The organism is Leptospira licerasiae serovar Varillal str. VAR 010, from assembly GCF_000244755.1.
GTDB lineage: Bacteria > Spirochaetota > Leptospiria > Leptospirales > Leptospiraceae > Leptospira_B > Leptospira_B licerasiae.
Map to the genome: position 1 here is coordinate 187,440 of NZ_AHOO02000005.1, position 23,315 is coordinate 210,754.

The 23,315-nt window shown below is 41.7% G+C and carries 31 protein-coding genes; 22 read left to right on the forward strand and 9 right to left on the reverse strand.

The annotated features are described in order from the left end of the window. The 3 genes from LEP1GSC185_RS01290 to LEP1GSC185_RS01300 all read right to left on the reverse strand — a co-directional run bounded on the left by LEP1GSC185_RS01290 (position 1) and on the right by LEP1GSC185_RS01300 (position 1,962). Positions 1-372 carry a hypothetical protein gene (locus LEP1GSC185_RS01290; RefSeq protein ID WP_008589751.1) on the reverse strand — a complete coding sequence of 124 codons (372 nt, stop codon included), beginning with the start codon at positions 370-372 and terminating at the stop codon, positions 1-3. A gap of 11 nt (positions 373-383) precedes the next feature. Then, positions 384-1,652, reverse strand: coding sequence for a hypothetical protein (locus tag LEP1GSC185_RS01295; RefSeq protein WP_008590835.1), 1,269 nt, complete (start codon positions 1,650-1,652; stop codon positions 384-386). Positions 1,653-1,719: 67 nt separating this feature from the next. Further along, positions 1,720-1,962, reverse strand: a complete 243-nt coding sequence (locus LEP1GSC185_RS01300; RefSeq protein ID WP_008589373.1) for a helix-turn-helix transcriptional regulator — start codon at positions 1,960-1,962, stop codon at positions 1,720-1,722. A 79-nt stretch (positions 1,963-2,041) separates the two neighbouring features. Between LEP1GSC185_RS01300 and LEP1GSC185_RS01305 the strand changes: the two genes are divergently transcribed. Beyond that, a complete protein-coding gene (locus LEP1GSC185_RS01305) occupies positions 2,042-2,476 on the forward strand; it encodes a hypothetical protein (RefSeq protein ID WP_008590421.1) in 435 nt (144 codons plus the stop codon). A 92-nt stretch (positions 2,477-2,568) separates the two neighbouring features. Here LEP1GSC185_RS01305 and LEP1GSC185_RS01310 read toward each other — a convergent pair whose 3' ends face one another. The 6 genes from LEP1GSC185_RS01310 to LEP1GSC185_RS01335 form a co-directional block, all read right to left on the reverse strand. After that, positions 2,569-2,904: a hypothetical protein gene (locus LEP1GSC185_RS01310; RefSeq protein WP_139032645.1), complete on the reverse strand. Its 336-nt coding sequence runs from the start codon at positions 2,902-2,904 to the stop codon at positions 2,569-2,571. 29 nt (positions 2,905-2,933) lie between these two features. Further along, the gene (locus tag LEP1GSC185_RS01315) at positions 2,934-3,377 is read right to left on the reverse strand and encodes a hypothetical protein (protein WP_008591709.1); all 444 of its coding nucleotides are present in this window, start codon (positions 3,375-3,377) and stop codon (positions 2,934-2,936) included. Positions 3,378-3,732: 355 nt separating this feature from the next. After that, a complete protein-coding gene (locus tag LEP1GSC185_RS01320) occupies positions 3,733-4,500 on the reverse strand; it encodes a matrixin family metalloprotease (protein WP_008590448.1) in 768 nt (255 codons plus the stop codon). A 14-nt stretch (positions 4,501-4,514) separates the two neighbouring features. Beyond that, on the reverse strand, positions 4,515-5,966 hold the full coding sequence (locus LEP1GSC185_RS01325) for a hypothetical protein (RefSeq protein ID WP_232298412.1): 1,452 nt from the start codon (positions 5,964-5,966) through the stop codon (positions 4,515-4,517). A 605-nt stretch (positions 5,967-6,571) separates the two neighbouring features. Beyond that, a complete protein-coding gene (locus tag LEP1GSC185_RS01330; RefSeq protein ID WP_008590085.1) occupies positions 6,572-7,015 on the reverse strand; it encodes a hypothetical protein in 444 nt (147 codons plus the stop codon). A gap of 294 nt (positions 7,016-7,309) precedes the next feature. Next, entirely contained in the window at positions 7,310-7,678 is a 369-nt protein-coding gene (locus LEP1GSC185_RS01335; RefSeq protein WP_008589748.1) for a helix-turn-helix domain-containing protein, read from the reverse strand. Between the two features lie 148 nt (positions 7,679-7,826). Here LEP1GSC185_RS01335 and LEP1GSC185_RS01340 point away from each other — a divergent pair, with 148 nt between their 5' ends. The 21 genes from LEP1GSC185_RS01340 (at position 7,827) to LEP1GSC185_RS01445 (ending at position 23,198) form a co-directional block, all read left to right on the forward strand. Continuing rightward, positions 7,827-8,099 (forward strand): helix-turn-helix domain-containing protein, encoded by a 273-nt coding sequence (locus tag LEP1GSC185_RS01340; RefSeq protein WP_010514701.1) that lies wholly within the window; start codon positions 7,827-7,829, stop codon positions 8,097-8,099. Then, positions 8,086-8,496, forward strand: a complete 411-nt coding sequence (locus tag LEP1GSC185_RS20100) for a hypothetical protein (protein ID WP_008596244.1) — start codon at positions 8,086-8,088, stop codon at positions 8,494-8,496. Before LEP1GSC185_RS01340 ends, LEP1GSC185_RS20100 begins: the two co-directional genes overlap by 14 nt. Then, on the forward strand, positions 8,493-8,753 hold the full coding sequence (locus tag LEP1GSC185_RS01350) for a hypothetical protein (RefSeq protein ID WP_008590744.1): 261 nt from the start codon (positions 8,493-8,495) through the stop codon (positions 8,751-8,753). The genes LEP1GSC185_RS20100 and LEP1GSC185_RS01350 overlap by 4 nt, the downstream gene beginning before the upstream one ends. Then, entirely contained in the window at positions 8,750-9,004 is a 255-nt protein-coding gene (locus tag LEP1GSC185_RS01355) for a hypothetical protein (RefSeq protein WP_008590760.1), read from the forward strand. The genes LEP1GSC185_RS01350 and LEP1GSC185_RS01355 overlap by 4 nt, the downstream gene beginning before the upstream one ends. 130 nt (positions 9,005-9,134) lie before the next feature. Continuing rightward, the gene (locus tag LEP1GSC185_RS20300; protein ID WP_010514698.1) at positions 9,135-9,329 is read left to right on the forward strand and encodes a Lar family restriction alleviation protein; all 195 of its coding nucleotides are present in this window, start codon (positions 9,135-9,137) and stop codon (positions 9,327-9,329) included. 18 nt (positions 9,330-9,347) lie between these two features. Beyond that, entirely contained in the window at positions 9,348-9,578 is a 231-nt protein-coding gene (locus LEP1GSC185_RS01365; RefSeq protein WP_008591297.1) for a hypothetical protein, read from the forward strand. Further along, positions 9,559-10,539: a hypothetical protein gene (locus LEP1GSC185_RS01370; RefSeq protein ID WP_008591648.1), complete on the forward strand. Its 981-nt coding sequence runs from the start codon at positions 9,559-9,561 to the stop codon at positions 10,537-10,539. The genes LEP1GSC185_RS01365 and LEP1GSC185_RS01370 overlap by 20 nt, the downstream gene beginning before the upstream one ends. Further along, on the forward strand, positions 10,536-12,338 hold the full coding sequence (locus LEP1GSC185_RS01375; protein ID WP_008590185.1) for an integrase: 1,803 nt from the start codon (positions 10,536-10,538) through the stop codon (positions 12,336-12,338). Before LEP1GSC185_RS01370 ends, LEP1GSC185_RS01375 begins: the two co-directional genes overlap by 4 nt. Then, a complete protein-coding gene (locus tag LEP1GSC185_RS01380) occupies positions 12,335-13,348 on the forward strand; it encodes an ATP-binding protein (RefSeq protein WP_008589806.1) in 1,014 nt (337 codons plus the stop codon). The genes LEP1GSC185_RS01375 and LEP1GSC185_RS01380 overlap by 4 nt, the downstream gene beginning before the upstream one ends. Before the next feature lie 194 nt (positions 13,349-13,542). Beyond that, complete coding sequence (locus LEP1GSC185_RS01385) at positions 13,543-14,145, forward strand: host-nuclease inhibitor Gam family protein (RefSeq protein WP_008589506.1); 603 nt, start codon at positions 13,543-13,545, stop codon at positions 14,143-14,145. Between the two features lie 72 nt (positions 14,146-14,217). Then, complete coding sequence (locus LEP1GSC185_RS01390) at positions 14,218-14,808, forward strand: hypothetical protein (RefSeq protein WP_008591003.1); 591 nt, start codon at positions 14,218-14,220, stop codon at positions 14,806-14,808. Next, entirely contained in the window at positions 14,795-16,465 is a 1,671-nt protein-coding gene (locus LEP1GSC185_RS01395; RefSeq protein ID WP_008590295.1) for a phage terminase large subunit family protein, read from the forward strand. The genes LEP1GSC185_RS01390 and LEP1GSC185_RS01395 overlap by 14 nt, the downstream gene beginning before the upstream one ends. After that, positions 16,466-18,787, forward strand: a complete 2,322-nt coding sequence (locus LEP1GSC185_RS01400; RefSeq protein ID WP_008591737.1) for a hypothetical protein — start codon at positions 16,466-16,468, stop codon at positions 18,785-18,787. Beyond that, on the forward strand, positions 18,784-19,380 hold the full coding sequence (locus LEP1GSC185_RS01405; protein WP_008590720.1) for a hypothetical protein: 597 nt from the start codon (positions 18,784-18,786) through the stop codon (positions 19,378-19,380). Before LEP1GSC185_RS01400 ends, LEP1GSC185_RS01405 begins: the two co-directional genes overlap by 4 nt. Positions 19,381-19,382: 2 nt before the next feature. After that, positions 19,383-19,718, forward strand: a complete 336-nt coding sequence (locus LEP1GSC185_RS01410; RefSeq protein ID WP_008591771.1) for a hypothetical protein — start codon at positions 19,383-19,385, stop codon at positions 19,716-19,718. Positions 19,719-19,910: 192 nt separating this feature from the next. Then, positions 19,911-20,291 carry an ASCH domain-containing protein gene (locus LEP1GSC185_RS01420; RefSeq protein WP_008591061.1) on the forward strand — a complete coding sequence of 127 codons (381 nt, stop codon included), beginning with the start codon at positions 19,911-19,913 and terminating at the stop codon, positions 20,289-20,291. Positions 20,292-20,296: 5 nt separating this feature from the next. Next, on the forward strand, positions 20,297-21,151 hold the full coding sequence (locus LEP1GSC185_RS01425) for a DNA-methyltransferase (protein WP_008589619.1): 855 nt from the start codon (positions 20,297-20,299) through the stop codon (positions 21,149-21,151). Between the two features lie 92 nt (positions 21,152-21,243). After that, a complete protein-coding gene (locus LEP1GSC185_RS01430; protein ID WP_008589550.1) occupies positions 21,244-21,636 on the forward strand; it encodes a hypothetical protein in 393 nt (130 codons plus the stop codon). Continuing rightward, the gene (locus LEP1GSC185_RS01435) at positions 21,633-22,322 is read left to right on the forward strand and encodes a M23 family metallopeptidase (protein WP_008596414.1); all 690 of its coding nucleotides are present in this window, start codon (positions 21,633-21,635) and stop codon (positions 22,320-22,322) included. Before LEP1GSC185_RS01430 ends, LEP1GSC185_RS01435 begins: the two co-directional genes overlap by 4 nt. Positions 22,323-22,332: 10 nt before the next feature. Further along, positions 22,333-22,764 (forward strand): hypothetical protein, encoded by a 432-nt coding sequence (locus LEP1GSC185_RS01440; RefSeq protein ID WP_008590976.1) that lies wholly within the window; start codon positions 22,333-22,335, stop codon positions 22,762-22,764. Beyond that, entirely contained in the window at positions 22,761-23,198 is a 438-nt protein-coding gene (locus tag LEP1GSC185_RS01445) for a hypothetical protein (protein WP_010514691.1), read from the forward strand. The genes LEP1GSC185_RS01440 and LEP1GSC185_RS01445 overlap by 4 nt, the downstream gene beginning before the upstream one ends. Positions 23,199-23,315 lie beyond the last annotated feature (117 nt).

Genomic DNA, 23,315 nt, shown 5'->3' on the forward strand with positions numbered 1-23,315 from the left:
TTAAAGAATAAAGGCGACTTTCTTATTCGCGCTATCGATCGAGATCACAAGTACTCTGTTCCCACCGGAAACTACGGCTTTGATCTTTCCCGCACCGTCTGCTTGGACGTTCTGGAAATTGAGTATTGGATCTGCACCGGAATAATCGTATTCAAAAACTCCGGAAACCTTTAAGGCCGCGATTTTGTCTTCGACACTCACGATCTGACCTGCGGGAGTTTCTCCATCCGCACAAAGAACCACTTGCATATTTGCAGAAATCTTTGCCGGTTTTCCTAGGTCTTCTTTCGTAAGGCCGCTATGTTTTACGGCGATCGTCTTGGGTTCGATAACCCCGCGATAACCGACATCAAAAGGATCTGTAAGAGCCATATTTCCTCCCTTTATTTCCTAAGTTTAAAGTTCTTAGAATCGGCTTTTTTCCGGGGGATTGTTTCTCCCGGTGGTTCACTTAAACTTCCGGAAGCTCGGCTGATTTTTTTAGAACCGCAATCCTCACATTTAAGGGAATGCGTTTCGTCTAACTTGGCTCCGTATTGTCTTCCGAATGCTCTGGCCTGCTCTAAGTTTGCCCCTTGGATCAAGGATTCGATTACGGAATCCGGCTTTCCTTTGGAGAATAGTCTGTAAGCTGTCAGAGCCTTTTCTCTTTCGGATCCCAAAATTTTCTTCGGTTCCTCCAAGAGTGCTTGGAGTTCCGAAACCTTGCCCGAAAGGTCGACGTTTTCCGGAAAAGATTCGCTTCCGAAAAGTTTCGCGAATTGATTCAGGCTTTCCCGCAAAACAGCGTTTTGACGCGCTTCGTTTTGTAGTTTGGTGATTGTTTTCCCCGCTTCTTCGAGCACGGATTCGACTTTCTCCGACGGTAGTTCCAAAGATTCGCCCTCCCCAGAGGACAGACCGAATTTTTGGGTATCTACCCCCAGAAGTGATAAAATAGTGCGTTTGATCTTCATTCTATCCTCCTGCGAGTTTGGGTTTAAATGATTGCCGTTTGAATTTTGAAATCCGGAAAACTTTCTTGCGGTTGTATCCGCAGGGATTGCTACAAGGCTTGTTTCCGGTACGGACAAAATTTTCGTAACGATGAGTCTTACGATTTGTCCATCCACCTTTTCGCCTAAGCGATAGTAGAAGTTATCCAAGTTCGGATGAGACTTTTCGTACGCGAATGTAATGCCTACCGAATTTGCATCGATTAAAGGAGGATCCGTTTTGAGTCTTCCGATAACATCCGCACCGAAAGCTTTATAAATTCGAAATATTGCATCGATCCCAGGGATTCCGTTTCGTTCGGAGAAATTCGGCTCTCTTGTGATTCCTATAGAATTGCGAACACTCCTTTGGTGATCCGTATAAACTTTGGTTACAAAGAATGAAGCGGCTGATTCCAAAACTCCCGGCTTGGAAAAATCGGTCCAATAGCCTTCGATCAATACCGCAGACAGCATTCTAAATTGAAATTCCGCAAACTCCTCATTCTCGGTTAGTGCTACTTGATTTTGCGTTCCCGCAAAGGACGGACCACCTTGCAAAAGAGTAGCGTGGAGGGAACGAAATTCCCCCCGCGCTGTGCCAGAGTGATGAAGGACGAGTCCGGATTCTAAAGTTGTGAATCCTTTGGAATCGAATTGAAGCTTTGCAGTTGCCACACGGCAAGAATAGCCGTTAGGTTTTTTACAGGAAGAGGTTTAGAAAAACGTTAGACTCGAATGTCCTCTATGTCCGTTCTTTTTTGTTTCTTCTGGAATTGATCCAGCTTTCGACGTCTGAGATTAGCCACACTGTAGATCTCTCTCCTAATTCATAACTTGAAAAGGGAAACACACCGCTTTCTTCCCAACGATGGATTGTTTTCTCGCTCTTTCCTAGTATCCTCGCAAACTCTTTCGTCGAGTAAAACATCTTTCTTACGTGAGAAGAAAGTTTAATACGAGAAGGTTTTTCAGAGACAGCGTTCATATATAACCTTTCCCTAAAATTCTAAAAATACTTGTCAATGAGAAAAAAGAGACGTAAGATTCTTTTAAAGACTTAGGCGATGAAAACAGAATCTAAGATCTCTAAAGATCAATTACGAAAACTTTGGGTCACTGCAAGAGAAGCAGGTTTGGACAAAACCAAAGTATACGATCTTGTTTTAGAAAATACAGGATCCGAGTCTATTTCTTCCCTCAGTTCTTCCGAAGCTAAGAAAGTAATCGAATCTTTGAACTTACTCCGAGTGAATTTGTCGAAACGAAAACCGAAGGATCCGCTTTCCATTTTACAGAGGAAACTTCAGAAACGATCTTATGAGCAATCGGAAATGGCAAAGGTCCTTTGCGGGAAGATTAATGAGAAAGGAGTTTATACGATCGACTTGGAGGAGTTTTCGTTAAGACAGTATCGTAAGCCGTTTAGCCTTTTGACTCGCGGCCAGGCGTCAGGTTTAATTCAGGGCTTAAAGGCGATTTTGGAGAAATCGCATGGGTGACCGTAGCAAGGAATAAATACGAATGAGAGCAATCGAATGCCTTATCTTATCATTTTTTCGTGTTTTACTCAGGACTAAGGGGCTTTACATAATTAATCGCATCTATCCGAAATGGGAAAATCAATTTGAGGGGGGAAAAGAATATGGTCTACACCGTCAATCATTGACCTTATAATATCTGCATCCTCAATTAAAGCTTGTAATCTAATTTGATCGCCATCTTGAACCCCTTCATAGGTAAGCTGATACGTTTGATTATTTAAGCAGGCCGTAGCATTCCGATTGCGAAGTATGTTATGATTGCCATCAGCTTTATCGATTATAATGAAGATTACTCGACAAAATCTCCAACCTACATCCGCCATCGGGATTCTAACTTCTCCGTTATTCACTAAAAAAGATTTTTCGATATAACTGTAAGTTCCCATTGTATACCTTAATTGAATTGAAATTCTTTTTATTGCTTTGTGTAGGTTTTAGTATCTATAGTCAAATCAGTTGCATTTATCGAATAAGAATAACAATTCCAGGGGGATAAATCACTCATCCACACTTTTTCGCAATATTGACCTGATTCGATTTTCCATTCTAGTTGCAGATTATAGTTACTGTGAGTAGCGCAGGCGTCTTTGATTTGGTCGAATGTCCAAAGGGACACAACAGTATCGTTAAAATTATATGTAATTGTTGTTTGGGTGCATGCATCAGTAAAATCCTCATTTTTCCATATGCCGATAAATTCAGGATGAGTTGACTTAGCGATAGAAACCCCAGAACATAACCCGCAACAAACGGGTTCGATTGCGCAACTTATAGAAAGAGCCTCTTGGCTTTGATCCTTGCTCCCCCCGCAAACATAGAATAACGAAGCAAAAGCAAGAATAATAAAGAATTTATACATACCGCTCTCCGTTTTCGGAAATCAATTTGCAATAATCTCTTGCAGCTTTCCGCAATGAGAAGTGGCCAGCGTCTGCGTCCATTTTTCCGAATAATATGTCATATTTAGAACTTTAGAGGAGCTATTTAAAGAACATTTATAGACGCTACCACCTGTGGGACATTGTTTCAAGCGAAAATCACCGCCTGACATTTTTGAACAATATTCGTTTGCCTGGGTCTGTGAATAATTTGAAACAAAGTCTACACAAGTCGCGCTCGCGTTTACTACGCAGGACTCCGCCGCGAAGATTTCAACGTGAATCAAAAGACAAAACGATAATATAAATAGATAATTTTTCATACGCTATATTCCTTCAAAGATGGCAATAGCCAATGGCAAAGCAGGCAACCACAATGCACCACGGATCAGCGGGATCTATATTTAAAGCTCGGCAAAAGTTTCCCAATATTTCGTTAAGATCGATTCGTTCACCATACAGTGCTTTTATCCCGGCTATATCATCAGAATTCAACGATTTAACTTCACCATACCCAAGAGAATAATACATCAACGCTCCTTTTAAAACCGGATTCGACTCATAAGGTCTTTCAGAAGAATGCAGTAAGCCGAGGCAATGTCCTAACTCATGCTTGAATGCAGTAGGTAATGACAATTTAGTATAATCAACAGGGTTAATAAAGAATGGACGAGGAAAGATCATCACATCGCAATCATTGATTTCCAGCGTTTGAGTAACCCCCCATGGGACAGCAGCGGCGATGGCGTTTGGCATATAGAATAATCTCGCAAGAATATCTAAATCCAGCGTTGCAATAATTGAGTTATTAAAATCTCTAGCCACAGTTCTATTAGATGTTGAGCCAAAATCCGCTACAGTGACATTTGAGTTCCCTTCATTGTTCCAAGATGAGTATGATGGCCAAAGAACTTCTGATATTACCCTAGGTGGCGAATTCACAGTATCTGTATAAAACATTTCCAAATTATAGCGAAATCCTACAAGTGGTTGGATAACATTCCATTGCCATCGAAAAAAAATTATCGTATAGGAAGAAAGACTTCCAGTTAAAATAATCAGAAGAGCTATAATAGCAAATAGCTTGATTTTCATATTTTTCATAATTCGTTACCGTCTTAAAAACTGATTTTTCCGATCTGCCCAAACGTAACGTATTTTACGCCATCGATCGTCCTGATAAATACAAGAACCCTTTCTCCAGATGTGAATGAGGCAACATGAGAAGGGAAGAGTTTGATTCCGTCGACCTCTCCGCCGAGAGTTTTCACTACGATTGTATCCCCCTCGGTCAAAACCCCTGATTCATCCAGATAGATTTGATTTGTCCTAAGGGTAACATTAGTCGTAATCAGTTCATGGGACGCTATTGTTTCGAGCGAAGACGAAAGGCTCTGCACACTAACATCTGCGATTGTATCAGACTCTTGAATAAGAGATTGCGTGAATTCTCCCGCGTAACGTTCCACCAACGACTCGTTTGTTGAATCGAAAAATCTAAACTTGTCCAGAGAAAACATTGGGCTCAAAACATATTCCGTATCAAATGCTCGGATCATTGAGTAGTTTGGACCTGGAAGGACTTTTATCTCGGTCACCTTTCCTGAAGTTACGGAAAAGGATCCCAGGGCATCGAATTTATTCTCGTTATTTGGTGTTATTAATTTAACTTCATAGGACTTATTTCCTTCCTTAGCTGTGACTGCCCCATTTACGTAGAATCTTATACCAGATATATTCAAAGAAGAATTAATAATAGCAGGATAGCCTAACAGTTCAGCTATATTCTGGGAATAGTCTTTATCAAAAGTCAAGGTGGCCTGGGACGAGAAAATTGGAATCTCGCTACCATCATTTACCAATAAAGAAACTTTACTAACCGGGACCAAAAGCGTATCGTACGAAATTGCAGTAGGAGCATCACCTAAAAGGCTATCGAAAATCTTCGATTTCGTTCCAAAGGAAACGTCTTTTCCAATAATTGTCCCTTTAACGATCACCGAGTTATCCACATTAACGGAACCATAAGGAGAGTATACATTTGCAGTTATGCTTGTATTTGAACCAAAGTTTACCGATGAGAAAGAAAAAGCCCAGAATTTGTGATCCTTGCTTTCGGCATAAATCAAAAGGTCTTTTGGATCTCCCGATAGAGGTGTAACGAGACCTTTAGGTAGTACATATAGGTCGTTCTTTACGGTTAGAACGCAAGTGCCGGAACAGAAAAGGGAACCTCTTGGATTTATATAAACTGATCTAAGTTGGTAGTATCCCTCGCTCAGAGTAACTTTCGCCCCTGGAAATATTATTAAATCCTTATATTGTCCTGGATTTAATGCCTTATCTGATTTTGCTACAATAGAGTTTTCGGATGGAGTTCCTATTAAAAACTTTGGAAGTATTGGTAAGTCGCCTACGGGGGTATTTTTTTCTGTAATTTGAGCGCTATGGCCGATTTTGTATTCGTTTGCAAAAGCCTTACCTAAGATCTTCGAATTCGAATTTAAAGATATTGTATCTGCTTTGGAAATATAGTTTTGCTCTTGAGAAGCAAAACTTTGGAAGGCCAACTCAGCTCTAAACCCTTTACATGAATCTTTAGAAAAGAAACCTTTGCATTGTGTAAGAGCGAATAAATTGCTATTGATAGAAGCACCTGGACGAAGAGAGATGGATTTTAACGCGACTATACCATTCGCTAAAAGTGTTTGCTTACTAATATTTGGAATACCAGTGTTTCCTGGTAGTATTTCCGGTAATAAATCATTGATCGGAATTTCCGTTACGCCGTTAGGAAATGTTTGTGATGCGATGATTTTTCCATAGAAACCGTTTTTCCCTAAACGCGAATTCATTGCTCTTTCGATTATTTCGTCATTGGATAAAGTATCTAACTTCTCATCAGAATCTGAATTTTTGACTCCGAGTAAGTTAAAAATGGAAAGTCCGTCTTTATTCTCGCTGGACCTACCGCAACCTATCGTCACAAGGGAGGTAACAGCTAAAATTGCAATAAGTCGCGTCATTTGCACTTCCTCAAATCAAGGGATTGATTTACCAAAAGAAGGCTTTTGTATGGCTGTTTCCAGTGTTTTTTTGGCTTATAAGATTTAAAAACGTCTCAATTTAGTTAAATTTTTGACTCAAATAAGAATATCTCACGGTTCAATTGGGATTAATGTCTATTCGAGTTCCAATCTTCGTAGCATTTGCTTTCGGCTCGTGGATCTAAATACCGATTTACGTTAGCCTTATCCAAGCAAGCTCGCAAAGACTCTTTCTCAATATAAGGGATTATATCGTAAAAGGAAGGTTGGCCTTTGCCACAAATCCTTTCATAGACCACCATAAATTCTCTCATTTCACGACTATTACTGATTTTGAGGGCATCAGTGGCCGTGTGAGAAGGAACAGCTTCTAAAACTCCTTTTGCAGTTTTGACCCAGATCTTCGTAGGATCCTCTTCAACTTTCGCACTTGTGAAATCCGGTCCGGGTGAAAGGATCCCAAAATTAGGGCATTGTGCTTCGATATGTTTTGGGAGGTGTTTGCCGGATTCAATGTAGTGATCCTCAACCGCAAACATGATCCGAAAGAGCCATACAAGTGCTTCACCCATAGTTTATATACCTAAAGACTTATCCGATTTTATGACCCATAAAGTCGCAAAAAAGCAATATTTTTATCAAAATTTCCCCTTGATTTGTCCAGGCCGAAAAAGATACTAAACAGACGATAAGAGATAAAATACTATGTTGGATAAATCAAATAAAGGAGAGGTCTTGAAAGAGATCCGCACTGTTCTTGAAGTTCTAGTTCACAATTCCCGCCAATTAAATTATGTCCCGATGCCTGTCTTAGTTGACGGAGCAATGGAGAGAATCAGAGAGATAATTTCGCCACAAGGTTCGGATTATTTATGAAAAAGAAGCCGGGCCATTTCTCGTAGGCGCTTCCATTCGTCATCGGTCAAATTCATCAATAAGCGTAGGAAATCCTTCATCCCTTCGCGCTTTTGTAATACTCCAATCATTTCCCGAGTTTCATCTGCTTTTTTGTAAATTTCCTCAGCACTCGGGATAAACATTTCCCCTTCGCCAGTCAATAGCCAGTTTATATCGACTCGAAATTTAAAAGAGATCTTTACGATCGTTTCTTGGGAGAATGATTTTCCTCTATTAATCACATCATTCACGAAAGCAGGGGTAACACCTATGTTTTCTGCGAATTTTCTCTGAGTTATTCCGAGGGCTTGGATAAGCAATGCGATTCGTTCGCCCATATTCAAACCCCGCAGGTCAACATTTCTAAGAATTGTTGACCTTTAAAAAAAATACGCCTGCAGATAATTTTCATTGCAAAAATACGTCTATAGAGTATATACGCTAATAGTTAATTAGATAGTATATCGACCAAGGTTAAGGTCAACCATTAACAATTACGATTCATTAAAGCAGGAAAAAAATTTCACTTCTGAGAATATTCATTCTCGCTTTCTCTCCGCAGAAATCAGGCGGCAAATTAAGACCGAGCTAAGATACCGATACGGAAGCATTGCGGAATGGGCTAGAATGCATGAGCTGAATTACGGTTATGTCAGCCAGGCGTTGAACGGAGTGGCCCCTGGTCATAATATACGTATTCTATTAGAGAAAGAAGGACTTCTCCAAGTACCTAAGGAGGCTAATCATGCTTCTACCTAAAAGGAGAGGTCCAAAGATTCCTTTCAAGATAGAACTTGTTGCGAAATCGGGGAAAACCATATCTTCTATTTCGCACAAAAATTCTATTGATAAGTCTTTAATCTCACGCTGTTTACGGGGCCACAAAACCTCCGCACGAGTAAATTCAATCCTCCTCGCCGAATGGGAAATCTCCGTCGCCGATGCGCGGGAAGCTTACCAAGAACACAAAGAAAGAGAAGCATTAGGAAAGCCTGTTACATTCGAAGAAGCCTTCGAATGGATGGTCCGCAAAAGATACGATTACCGTACTAAGTTTAAAGGACTCGAAGCCTCTTGGGAAGAATTCCGTAAATCTCAATATGATCTTGTATATCCGATATATCGTGCGGCGTACGCTCCGAGGTTTGCCGCATGAACACCGTCGATCGGATCCGTTTCTTACGCCAAGCAATCTATACTAAACTTTGTGAGGACGTTATCCGCGATATATCTAAAGAACTAGACCCAGACGGGAAATTGAGATACCGCAAACTTTCCGACAAAGCCATCATTCGCGCGGCGATGGCAGAAACGTATATTGAGCAACATGGAGAGAGAGCAGATTACGAAGAATGGCAGAACAAGGAACTTATAGAAGCTATGATCCGAGATGAGCGGGAGTTAGAAATATGAAAGAAAAGCATCCGCTTAAATTCAGAAAAGCCCTTATACATTCCGGTCTCTCTGAAACCGAGTTTCGGGTTTATTGGAATCGAGTTCATGATCTCCAAAAGGATAAACTGAGCGCGAAAGAGTTGGCTTTACTCATAACGATCGAAGTGGAAATGAGGCCAGCCTCGATGGATCCAAATCCAGCGGCACAATATAAGAAAAACGAGATGCTCCCCGATAAAGAGAAAAGGTTTTTCGAGGCGATTGTATGAAGTATTACGTTTACTTGCAACCTCCACAGCTTCACTACAAAAAGCCTACTGTTTGGAGTAAGATCAAAGATTTCCTCTTCGGACAGGAAGAGAACGGAAATTTTCAAAATACCAGGAGAGCGTATCGGCAATGACAAGTTCTGCCAACATTCTCCTAAAACCATGCCCGCGATGTGGAGCTACGAAGCCTTATTCAGGAGAAAGACTATTTCCTTCGATTGGTTGGGGATTCGTTATATCCTGCTTAAATTGTTTTGCGGAGACGAAGCCTTTCGAAACTCCCCAAGAAGCGATGTCAGCTTGGAATAGCGGAGAGCTAGCTTGAGGATTGGAGGTCGAGAAAATGCTTAAACAAACTTCCGAAATCATACTTGCTCGGCATTCCGTTATAGAAGGATTACTCGCCGTTGGCCTAACGAACATGACAGAAGTCGCAAAAACGATGATCGATTCGAATGTATGCCACATGGCATTTTTGAAGAAGAACGGATTACTACAAGATTACGAGGAATTTGTCAACGAACTCAAGATAGATATAAACACGGAGGAACAGAATGTCAAAAACAAAGACTAAGGAGCAAAAGGCAGTAAAACAAACCACCAAGCCCGAAAAGAAAAAAGCAATCGAAAAGGCTTGGAAAGAGGAAGGAGGAGAAATTGAGGTAAGTAAACCCTCGGAAATATCTCTTCCAGAATCGAATTCTATAGTTCCGCTTGTCACACCGGAACAGAGAAGAACAAGACTCAACTATCTAATGAGCCAAATCGGAGCCGGAACCGAAATGATTCGGGTCGGACAAGAAACGGTTCTCGTAGCTCTTGCCGAAATCAACCGGGAGCAACTTTATTTGGAAGTTCCAGGCTGTAACGGAATGGAGCAATTCGTAAATGAGAATACAGTCTTCGAATGGTGGAAGATCGAAAAAGCTCTTCCTGCGGTAAATAAACTTTTCTCTTCTGAGATCAACCGGAAGTCTTTAAACGGAAAGAGCGACAAAGTTCTTCTTCGTTTGATTGAAGGGTTGAAGGAAGAGAATGCACTTTTCGAAGAAGGCGAAGTTCGTTTTCCAGATGGTCGAGTGATGAATCTTTCCGATTTCGAAAAAAGCCTTATATCAAAGAATCAAAAGGAAATCTCAAAACTACTTTCGGAGAAAGATAAGAAGATCGGGGATTTGGAAAACCAAGTCTCGAACACACAAAAAGAGGCCGCGACCTATAAGGACCTGGTAACGGATCTTACAAAAATTGTGGACGACCAGACTCAAGAAACGGGGATTTCTCCCGAGGTTCGAAAAGCATTTCGAGAGAGAAAGGAACTTTCTGGGATCCTAACGGACGTGTTAAATTCGATTCAAGCTCAGGCGGATATCATATTTGCCGCTCATGACGCGGATCTTTCAAAACACGAGCATAGTTTAGAAAACGGTAAAGTAGTTTCCCTCTTCCTTACTTCGATTTCCGGAATTTATAAATCCGTACATGAGAAGTGGGCGGATTGTCTACCGGTTCCGATGGCGGAGGATCTTGGATGAAAGTCTTAGATCTCGGTATCGTTATGCCGCTTTATCGCGAGTGGAACTACGCAAAAACTGTTGTAAAGAACGCGAAAGTCCGAGGTGAGATCGTGAAAAAAGCGATGTCCATTCTCGGACTTTCTAAGCCCAGAGTATACGACGTTTTTCATAGGCTCGAAAAAGGAGAATCGGTTGTCTCCGTTGCTAAGGTCGACCGCAAAAAAACAGGATCCCGACTTGGAAATTCGGAACAAGAACTTAGAGAAAAGGAGGGATTCATTCTCTCCGAACTCATGTATTCCGGAGAAGTCTTACACGAACAGAAGAAAGGGACCGGAACGGAAGGAAATGCAAGAACAGTCGGATTTTCGTTGAATCGAAAATACGGGAAGTCGATGGAATTTGCAATCGAACAAGGAGAGAAGCTAGGACTTGTTCGAGCCGGAGTTTGGGATCGTTTCAAATTGGGCCGATGGCTAAACGAAAGAGGACTCGCAAGACGCCAAGTTAAACAACCTTTGGCATCCGTTTCTTGGATGGAGCCTTATGCGAATCGAGCCTGGATGATAGACGCCTCTCCATTGAATGCGGTTTATCTGCAACCAGGAGGAAAACATCTTGCGATCCGAAGAGATATAGAATCAGGACTTACAAGGATCTACGAAGGTTCGGAAGAATCAAAACTTCGAAAGGTGCATATTTATGTGGCCGTGGATGTGTTTTCGAAAGCGTTCTTTACTTGGGCGTATGCACCGACGGCGATCGGAGAAGATTCGATTTACGGAGGAGAGAACTCTACGGATTGGTTGGACTTTCTTTCGAAGACTTTCCTAGAAAAGGAAGACGATTACATTCCCCTCCAAGGTCTTCCCGAAAAGTTATATACGGACGGTCACACCGCTTTTAAGACACTCGACCCAATTTTCGGACGTCTTGGAATAGATAGGACCTCACATTTTCCAGGACACTCCAAAGCAAAGGGACTCGTCGAGGGAAGGATTTCTGCGATCAAACGCTCCTGCGAAGTTCGGATCACTAAGGGAATGATCTCGAATTTGGATGAATTGAACGAGCTTTTGTACCGTTATCAGATCCACAGAAACGATACAATCGGAAATTATGCGAAGTGGCTCGCGTCTGTCCAAGAGCATCCAATCAAAGCAGTAACAAAACAGAACTTAAAAGACGCAACGATCTCCGAACAGATTCGAGACGTAGATGCTTATGGATGTGTTTCGATCGAAGCTCGGAAATATTTGCTTCGATATTCGTCCGACGAAATCGCTTTGGATCGTTGCGGTGAAGCCGTCTCGATTTTCAAGCGATATGACGGATCATTTGTCGCAGTCACCAAGGACGGAAAACACCTAAGCCTAGATGACCAAGGACCGATTGGAAGAAGCTCAGGATCCTACGAAAACATCGGAGGAAGAAAGGGCTTTAGAGATACCGAGAGAGTTAAGAATCGTAAGAAGGCTTTGAAAGGAGCAAAGATACGCGAAAAAAGTATCACACTCTCGGACGTTCTACCAGATCTTCCAGAGACTCCGTTTGGAAAATTGCATGTTCCAAAATTGGAGATGAAGACCCACACACCGGCTCCGCCTTCGGAATTTTTGACTGTTGATGAAGCTTACGACTGGCTTGTCGAAGAGCTTGGATTTACGGGGGAAATTGAAGACGAGGAAATTGATAAGATCGTCCTCTACAATTTGAAATCTTGCAAAAAGAAAATCGGAAACATTCCATCCCAAGAGGTTCTGGATCTTTTGGAAATGCTGAATGAGTATTTCCAAAACAAGGAGTCAGGGAAATGAAAGGACTCCTATCTAAACAACCGAACTTCGTACATACTCGAAATACGGACAAGATCACGAGATCGGCTTACCAAGCAGTTAAAAACAATTCCTGGCTTGCCGTAACAGGCGAAGTGGGAATGGGTAAAACCTTCTTATACAACAGCTTGGTGGAGTTTTTTTCGAGCCAACCGAATCGGTATATCCTAGTACATGCAGGGCCAGCTTGGGAAAGCGCATTATGCGGCATATCCATTCCTTTCGTAATGAAACACATGATCCGGACGATTCGTCCGGGTGAGCAGATTCCGGGAAACTTGAACGAAAGATACTTTCGTCTTCGCGAACATCTTATTTGGGCAAATAGCATCGGAAGAAAAGTGGTGCTTGTGATAGATGAGGCCCAGGCTTTGAGAATATCCGGACTGCGGGACTTAAAAAAGATATGGGAGATTGCTTCCGGAGAATTTGATCACCTCTTTTCGATTATCATGTTTCTAAAACCGGAGACTAAAATATCCGCGATCTTCGCGGGACCAGAAATCGGACACCGAGTGACAAGTTCATACATGGCTCCTCTGGAAAGAAGTGAGCTTCTAAAAATTGCAGAAGAAGGGTTCGGTATCAAGTTCGAAAGAGGTAAAGCCGGAGAGACTACTCGGGACCTTTTTGTTCGTGGATGCAGATGGCAAACGCCTTTGGCAGTAAAGCATATGATCGAAGGTCTGGTCTTTGCTTATCCTGAAATCCAAAGCGATCGGACTGTTCGAGAAACTCACGTTCGGAACGTATTATCCGACGGATATACGAAGATCATGCAAAGGTTAAGGATTTCACTTCGAGAGATCAAAGAAGGGATCCGACTCAGACACAAAAAACTTTTGGATAACGGAACGATACAAGCGGCCTTAAAAGGCGAAGACACTGTTTCTCCTGAAATCGTGTCCGTAGTTCGTTCCGAGTTAGTGAACCGGATCCGTGAAAAGACCAAGAAATACGACGAGTCGATTTTTTCTGAAATCGAATCATAAATTCATAATAAAGGAGGAAACCAAGGTGGTAGCAAAAAAGAAAACGAAGAAAAAGACCGTGAAAACGGCAAAGAAGAAATCTGCGGCCAAAAAGGTCGTACGGAAAAAACGAATCCCTAAAGCCGACGTAGTCAAGTCGACTTCTAAATCGGTGACGGTGGATGTAAGCCAAGAGGAACAAGGAGGAATCGATCATGGCTAAGACAAAGAAACAAGAAACAAAACGCCCCCTTGTAGATTTACCGAATAACGACTACAAGAATCGTACCGACTTGGAGAAAGCCGTCGAGTTTATGGGAGAGCAGATGCTCGAAAAGGATCGGCTCGTAAACGAGGCGAACGCAAAAATTTCCGAAATCCGATCAAGTTTGGAAGACTCCCTCTATCCTTTACAAGCTCGGATCGAGCACGTAACAGATGGAATCGCGTTCTTCGTTAAGAAGAACAGGGACGAACTATTCCCGGATCCAGATCTGAAAACCTGCAAATTGATTTCGGGAACTCTACAACTTAGAAGGACACCTGCTTCGGTGAAAACGAAAGGAACCAGCAAACTTTTCGAGAAGATCCTAGCAGAGAACGGTCTTTTACAGCTTTTCAATGAGTGGGTCGCTCGACTATCAAACGTGTTCATTCGAGTAAATCTCGAATTGAACAAGGAAGCAATCCTCGCCGATCCGTTGAATGCGAGACAGAAGATCGGAGTCGAGTTGAACGAGGCAAAGGAACGCCTCTATATCAAACCTTCTAGATTGGAAGACGAGATCTCAGCCGACGCGGACATAGAAGCCGCGTGAAAAGAACAGACATAAGGGACGTATTTTTTGATTTCTGTTTTGCAAAGACAAACGAAATGGAATACCGTCCCTGTGTCTTATCCAAAATCAGCAAGACGTCGGGCATATAATCTTTTTGTAATATCCGGATACAATCCGGAACAGATTGCAAATACGCTTAGACCGGAATTCCCTAAAATCACGGCCCAAACAATCCGCAACTGGCTCTCAGAAAAAGACGAGATTACCGGAACGTCCGCAGAACAAGACCGAGACTTAACTCTACTGAACGCTCAGAAAGAAGCTTTAAAAGAAGCGGAAATCAATTTAACGACTCTTCGAGTAAATACGGTTCGGGCCTTCAAGGCACTCAAAAAACAAATCTTCGATGAAGATGGAAATCTGAATTTGAGTTTCAAATCCGGAGAAGGAGCTTGGAACACTTTTCGCGGCCTGATGAACGACATTGAGCGAATGCTTGAGAAAGAAAAGGAAAGAGTCGAGCCCGTAGAAGTTGCGCGAGGAGTACATAGGGCAATTAAGAATACTCCAAAGCTGAATAAGTTTTTCCAAAACGAACCCGAGGTACTGCGACAATACATCGAGAATATCAAGCGGGAAGTATCTTCGATGAAGCAGGTCGACATAAGTATTTTGCCGGAGATTACCGATGGCGAAGATTAAAACTAGAACTAACGACCAGGACCGATTCTTTGAGGAACTAGACAATATCGCAGGAAAACCCTCGACTGTTCTTGGAAGAACGATGGAGGAATTCCTCGTTCAAAATGTTTTCGTAAAAGGTGACGAAGATCTAATTCCGTACAGTTTTAAGGGATATTCTTTTTGGAAAGATATCTGTAGAGAATCTCAAAATCATCCTTATTTGGTTTTCATTAAAGCCGCTCAGATCGGCTATTCGATTTGGGCTCTTGCCCGAATGGTTTGGAAGATCTTTCGTACAAGCTATAAAGCAGGTATCTATTTTCCAGACGATACTTCCATGAAAGATTTCGTTCAGGACCGGGTAGAACCGTTTATCAATCAATGTCCTATCTTAAAGCCTTATCTAAACGATTCAAACGTAGACAACACTCGAACTAAAAAGATCGATAAAGCCACTCTTATTATGAGAGGGACTTGGACAAAACGAGGAACCAAAACAGTCGACTTAGACATTGCGATGCTTGACGAAGTAGACGAACATGATGAAGAGAATATCGAATTCGTCGGAGACCGACTACTCGCTTCCAAGTTAAACTGGATGATGAAGGGATCCCAGCCTTCCTTGCCCAACGTGGGAATTCATGCGGAATTTCTAAAGACAGACCAAAGGTTTAGACTTTTAAAGTGTGGCTCCTGCGGACATTGGAATAACCTAGTGGAGCGTTGGCTAAAGGATCCCATTTCCATATTTGGATTTGAAGATAGGGACTCACTCCATTCTCCGAACGTGAAAAATGTCTTTTACTCATGTGAAAACTGCGGTTCAAGATTAAACAATCAGAAGGGAGAATACGTTGCCAAAACGAAATCGGATCGTCGAGGATACCAATGCTCTCAACTTTTCACACCGATCACTCCATTCTTTATTTATAATAAACTCCTAAATGCCGGAACTACTGCTAAACGAAAAAACCTTACGATCTCAGTAATCGGTTGGCCCTACAGTTCCGAGGAAGAACAGCCGCTTCGGATTGAAGATATCCAAAAATGGGAAGGAGACCAAGGGTTAAGAGATAGCTCTCCATATTTCACATATCACGGAGCAGACCAAGGAGATACAGTCCACGGTGTTTTCGGTGAACCTACTTTAGAAGGAAGGATCCGTGTAATTGGACTCTTCAAAGGGAGCGTTTTAGATGAGGAACTTTATAAAGAACAAATCGTAAGATTCAATGTGTATCAAGGAGTAATCGATGCGATGCCGAATCGAAACTGGTCCCTTCGTATGGCCCTTCGGTATCCTGAAAATCTTAGGATCCAATATTTTACGAAAAAGTATCGAGAGAATTCCGAAGTTGTTCCGGGGGAAGAGGAAATCGGAGTAGTCAATGTAAATCGGGACGACTCTTTGCAGGATACGGTCGATGCAATTAAAAGCGGTCTCTTCATATTTCCAAATCCGAATTTACTTTCTTCGACTGAACTTGCCGCATACGAAGAATTCAAGTTTCACCTTACTATGTTGATCCGAGAAAAAGGAGAAGACGAGAATGGGAAATCTCTTTGGTCCTTCAAGAAAAAAGTTCCGAACCATTACGGAATGGCATTAAATTCTCTTCGGATTGCGTATGAGACTTCCGGTGTTGGTGGTGGATCCGGTGGAGGCTTTGCTTAAATGGGCTTCTTCCAACGGATCGCAAACTTTCTTTTCGGAACATCCTCTTTTCTTGAGTTTGCAGGCGGACAAAAAAGTTTAAAAGATTTTCGAAACGAGACTGAGTTTTTTGTACAGGAAGTCAATCCGTCCTTTCCACTCGAATACATTCCTCTTATTAAGAAACTCGTAATTGCATTTCCAGATCTCTCTCAGGCAACGAAGCGAGCACTTACACTTGGAAACCCTGGACTTGAATGGAAAATTGATGCGGACGAAAAAGCGGCAAAAGCAATCCAAGCAGAGATAGACGATTTTTTCAGAAAGAAATCAGGCATCACAAATTATCTTCTAAGACAGGTTATCACTACAGGGGCTTTATCTTCTGAATTCGTTCCTTCTTTAAATCTGGATTCAGTAGAAGAAATTCGTTTGATCCCTGTCGAAACGATCCGGTTCAAAAAAGAAACGGATGAAAATGGAATTACTCGATTTGTTCCTTACGAACGAGGAAAATTTGGATACGTTAAGTTAAACGAAGAGCAATATACTTACGAAGCATTGGAGAGAGAAGAAGATTCTCCGTATGCGATTCCACCTTTTATCTCCGCAATTCGTTGGGCTTATTCTCAATTTAAAGCCCAGGAAAACATAGACAAGACTTTGAATAAATGGGGCCTCCTTGGATTCATCATCGCCAAGTTTAGGCGTCCCCGTTTCCTCCCCGGAACGGATGCAAAAACTTTCGAAAACCAACAAAAGGAGTTCTTAAAAGAAGCAAAGGTATCTTTCGAGAAAAACTCTCAGTCTGGATTTTTGGCAACGTACGACGATACAACAGTCGACCACCACACATTGACGGATGCCTCAAAAACCGGAGGATTTGAGTCAATCTCTCGTTACATTGAAGAACAGATTTCTTCCGGAGCAGATACCGACCTGTTCATTTTGGGACGGTCTTACTCCGTCACTGAGGCTTATGCAAAAATCGCAGGAAAACTGTTCCTCTTGAAATTAGGAAACTTCGGTCATCCTGTAAAACAGTTTCTAACAAAAGCGATTACTTTCCATCTTCTTGCAAAGGGATACCGCTTCCATTCCGTTGAGGCAAGCTGGAAGAAGTCGATTTCTCTCGACCCATTGACGGACGCACAAGCAAGACTTACAGAAGAACAAGCAGACAATCAGTATTTACAACGAGTTACAGGGATGGTGAAAACCGGCCTTATTTCACCGAACGAAGGAGCGAATTTGCTCGGATATGACACTTGGAATGATCCAGAGAAATTAGAAGCTCCGATTTCGTCCGGACTTGCCTTTTCCGAAGGTTCCGAAACAGGTAAAAAAAAACTTCTCATGAATGAAGAAACGTTACATACCTGCGGAGACTTGGATTCCTTTGTGGAACTAGGAGCATGGACGAAGAAGGAGAAAGAAGTTTACGAAGCAATCGAAGAATCATTCGCAAGTAATTTCTTCTCTAAGTATGAGGATCGTGTATCGGAAGTTCTAAATCAAATCTCAAAAACGAAACTAACCAAAAATGAAGCGGTCGATACGATTTGGAATTTATTAGAAAAGGAACTTGGAGTCAATTTTCCAGAAGAGACTGTCGCCTCCTGGAGAGAAACTATTTCCAAAGCTTGGGATACCGGCCAAGACTTTGATCGTCCGAATTCCAAAACCAAAGTTCCACGAATACAAGCAAACAAAGACATTTTAGATTTCTTTAATAAGGGATACAAATTCGATATAGGAAAACAATTCAAAAGAAAAGACGACGTAAACAAAATTGAAGAAGCAATTCGCGAAGCAGTGGATTCCGGATCCACAGATGAAATGATCCAAAGGTTACAGGAGGAACTCTTAGGCCCACCGCCAAAGGATAAACCTGGAAAGAAGAAAGACGGCCAGGCTCCGCCGATAGATCCGAATGCAAAGCTAAGGATCAAGTTAAACGATATCGTAAGAGGACAAATTCTCCGTTCACGTAATTTCTCCCGTACTGAACGATTCGAACAAATTGGAATCAAACGTTTGGAAATCGTGGCAGTGATGGACCAAAAGACATCCTATATCTGCAAACTCATGAACGGTAAGAGTGTCGAGATTCGAACTTGCGTACAGTACGTTAGAGAGTTTTTGGCCGATGATCCTACTAAAGAAAATTTCTGGAAAGATAGACAAAACCCTACGGAAGCTCAAATCAAAAAACTCGGGATCGAATCCAAATCGGGAGATGAAATATCCAAACATCTAAATAACAAACTTCCACCTTTTCACAATCGATGCCGTACCACTGTAGTAGCAGACTTTAAAACAGAATTAAGGAGGACCGCTTGATCATCGAAACAGAAAGTCTGACTGCCAAAGACCGTGCAAGGTTATATAATGAAAGCTTTCCGAATTATGCACCTTTGCATGTGTTCAAAGGAAGAATTTATGGTGAGTGGGAGCTTGGGCAAAATTACAAAAACACCTCCGACTATCATGGAGCCTATCCGGAACAATACTTAAAACGACTCGATCCCATGTTTCCGGATAAAAAAAGGATCCTACATTTATTCAGCGGAAAAACACCTCCTGGTCCGTATTTGCGAATGGACAAAAATCCAACATTGGAACCGGAAATCGTAGGCGATGCAGAGAATTTATCCTCCTATGTGAAGACTTTCATCGGTCTTCCTTTTGATCTTATCAAGGCGGATCCTCCGTATACAAAAGAGGATGCGGAGCATTACGGATTCATAATGGTAAAAAGAGCGAAAGTAATCCAAGAAGCATGGAAAAGTCTCTGCGTCGGTGGCCACCTTGTTTGGTTGGACCAGGTCGTTCCGCAATACGACGGGGATAAATGGATCCTGGAAGGGAAAATTTATCTCTCTATTTCCACAAACCACAGAGTTAGAGCGATTTGTATTTTTAAGAAGGTATAAAAATGGATGAGATCTTAAAGTTTATCATTGAAAATAGGATTCAAGTTTCGGTGTTCTCATGGGGTGTGATCGGACTTTTTACTTGGACATGCTTCCAGTATTTAGAATACAAATCATGCAAAGAAGCTCCGGAGATGTGGGGAAAACGAAAGATTTATGAGTTAGAACTCACACAGACTTTTTGGATCCCATTGGCAATTATAGCCGGTCCTTTGCCGTATGCTTTCGGGATCCTTTTTCCGTTTATAGACTCGCTCATCAATTGGATCAAAGAACGAAGAATCATCTTGTTTAGAATAAAGTTTCCAAGGAAAAAGGATAATGGAAAATTTTCGTAATTGTGCGGAACAACTAGATCTTGGTTTCGCAAAGAGCGTGAGTGCTCTGATTACAGCTCTCGGTATGCACTGGACGAACCAGGAGCGGATTCAAAATGGATATTCCCCTGCATACGACGAGGATTCCTTTCTAAACCTAATCGATGAATTTGGTATCGAAGAATCGGACGTTAGAGATCGGTATCATGGCTTATGAAAATTATATCTTTTGCATATACGACGCCAGCCTTCCTCGCAAAAGAAAAAACGGTTACAAGAAGGGACTGGAACGACGATTATGCGGCTCGTTTCAAAAAAGGAGAAGAAATTCAGGGATGGAATAAATCTCCGAGATTCCAAGGGAAGCGTGTCGGTATCATTCGGCTTATAGAGAAACCTTACAAAGAGAGTACTCTTATAATGCCTGACGAAGACTATGAAAAAGAAGGTTTCGGTTATTTAGATCGGAATCCAGATCTCAAGACTGGTCCATACAGGGGAAAGGATCTGAAAAAAATATTCAACGAATGGAAGCAAAGTGCTGTTTCTCTTTGGGTAGTTCGTTTCGAATATTTGGAAGTTTTCGATCCGTAAATACAATGATGAGACTTTGGCGACTTAGCAGACTCTTGGTTTGGAATCTGTTTTGGGTGAAAAGGACTATTCTTTTGTTTAGTCTCATGTCCACAGAACTACACTTAGGCGATTGCCTAAAAATTCTTCCCAAAATTCCCGATTCCTCTATCGATTTGATCTTTTGTGATCTTCCGTACGGCACAACGGATTGTCCCTGGGATAAGATTATTCCAATGGAAAAACTTTGGCCGGAGTATGAAAGAATTTCGAAAGAAAATACTCCGATCATTCTTACCGCAAGTCAGCCTTTTACGACTTACTTAATAAATAGCAATCCTAAGAATTTTCGATATGAGTTGATCTGGTATAAAACAAAAGCCTCCGGATTTTTGCTGGCAAAGAAGAGACCGAACAAAAGCCACGAAAACATTCTCGTCTTCTACAAAAAGCAACCAGTTTACAATCCTATAAAGTATGAGATCGACGAGCGTTACCGTAGAAAAGGAAAAACATTAGGGAACGGAAATCAATCGACGGTCTTTCGCATCACTGGGGAGAAGAGCAAGAACTATCAGTATCTAGATAGTGGTAGTAGGTATCCGGATTCGGTTTTATGTTTCCCAAGTGAATCAGAAGTTGGAATGCACCCAACCCAAAAACCAACTCGCTTACTTCGATTCCTGATCAAATCTTTTTCAAATCCAGGAGATTTAGTCTTAGATAACTGCATGGGACACGGAACGACCGGCATTGCGGCTGTTGAACTGGGAAGGAATTTTATAGGAATTGAGAAGGAAAGATCTTACTTCAAGAAAGCTGAATCGAAAATTCGAATGGCTGAGAAAAGATATAGTCTTGGTTTAGATTTCGAAACTTGAAACAGGAACGAAGCCAGAAAAGAAAAGACTTAGAGGACATCGAACTTTTCTAAAATTGTCCCCATCGAGCATCTTTCCGATACCATCCTGAGATGGACGAGGTTCTCAAATATCTAAATCTCTTTTCCCCTTTGTCGGCTCTGTTCTGGATTCTTTTTAGAAGAGAACTCAGGATCCAAATCCAGAAATCAAAGGAAGAACAAAGAGAATACGTCGATTCAAAAATGAAAGTGATCGAAACGGAACAGTATTCCTCTTCCTTGAGAAAGCATCAAAGAATCGACAAACTCTCCGATAGGGTTGCCGAGTTAGAAAAGACTCATGCTCTGGAAATCGCACTTCTTAGGCAAACGGCTTCCACCACCGAAAAGCGATTGGATACGATCGAGGCTAGGATCGAAAAGCTCGATGTAAAGATCGACGAGCAAAAAGAACTCCTCCTAAAAATCCATGGGATTATCGAAAAAGGAGGACTTAATTCGTGATTCTCAATCTTCTACAGTACTTCAACTTTCTCTATCCGATTGTTAAGAAATTTCTAAATTTCGATAAGATCCAAAAGAAACAATACTATTGGAACGACTCGGATCTTGCTTCCGCTTCCACAAAGAAAATATCCAAAGAAGAGGTTTTGGATTCTTTATCCAGAATCGCGACCGAGCGAGAACCAGTCCTTTTTGCGCCTGTAAAAAATCCGCACATTACCTCGCGCTTTGGTTGGAGAGTGTTAAACCTTGACGGCAAACCCTCTAAACAATTCCACCTCGGAATTGATTTAGGAGGTTATAACGACGTTATCGCAGTGGAGGATTGCGTCATAAAAAGTGTCCTCGGTAAGGACAAAGAATATCCAGTTCGATTCGTATGGGAAAATGGCACATGGAAAGACCGCATCAAATCCGGAGAAATCCCAGAGGGGCGTGCTTGGACTCCCTATATTATAGCGGTCGGTGTCCATACAAAAAATCAGTACAAATTCAAACACACCGATGCCCGTAAGGCAAAAGGACAAAAAGTAAAAGCCGGTGAAGTGATCGGGAAAACCGGGAATTTCGGCTATTCTCTAGGATCGCATCTTCATTTCGAAGTATGGCCTTTCGACGAAAAAGAACAGAAGTGGAAAGAGCCTATTGATCCCGAAATTTTCCTCAAGGAAAAAGGACTACTCTAAGGAGGTCATAATGGTAGATTCAGCTTTCGAACTTCTCTCTACGGTTTTTCTAAACGGACTTTATATGGGATTGGTACTTACCATCTCCCAGTTTATCTTTCGGAATTTTTCCGTACGAGTATTGCACCAAAACAAAAGGCTTACAGTCTTCGTGATCGCCACCTTGATCGCAGTTCCGTATAACTTATTTTACTGGCTTACAAAACCGGAAGTCTACACATACTGCGTTTCTTTCGATTTCGTTAAGGAAGAAATTTGTAAAACCCTTCCGGGATGGACCCTAGTTGTTTATCAATCCCTCCGGCTTTTCGTTTGCTATCTTGGTACGATTTTACTCTACGAGAAGATCGTAAAACGCCTCTTCGAGAAATCAGGATTTGGACATCGCGGTTCAACGGATTCCAGTTTGGAAAACCCAATCAATAGCGAGGACTATCAATGAAAACGTTTCGATTTTTTCTCTTCTTATTACTTATTATATTTCCACTGAATTCCTGCATAACGACTGTCGCGCAAACTCCGGATTCTGTCGGTATGCCGAAAGTTCTTAGAGAAGAGGCAAAAAGCCAATACAAAAAAGGGGAAAAGCGAATTGGAAATTTGCTCGAAGCCGCCGCCGATTCCATTGAAGCAGGAGACAAGAACGCAAGAGCCGCAATCAAAGGAGAAAAGGAGATTCAGAAAGAAAACTCCAACTTGCAAAGAGAAGCTGGATGGGGAGATGGCCTCCAAGATCTCGGTTGGTTTTTCATTGTGGTATTGATAACTGTTTTTCTTATTTTATTTCTCTACCTCATAATCAGAGGTAAGATCCAGATCCCTTTTATTTCTAAGTTCCTACCATTTGGAAGTACCGGAAACTCTTCAGGATCCTAATTTCCTTTTCGAATCGTTCTCAGAAATGGGGACGATTCCCAAATATTATTTGATCTTTTTCGCTTTCTTTGAGTATGCTATATAATAAACATTTATTAGAAATCAGCGAAAGCCCCC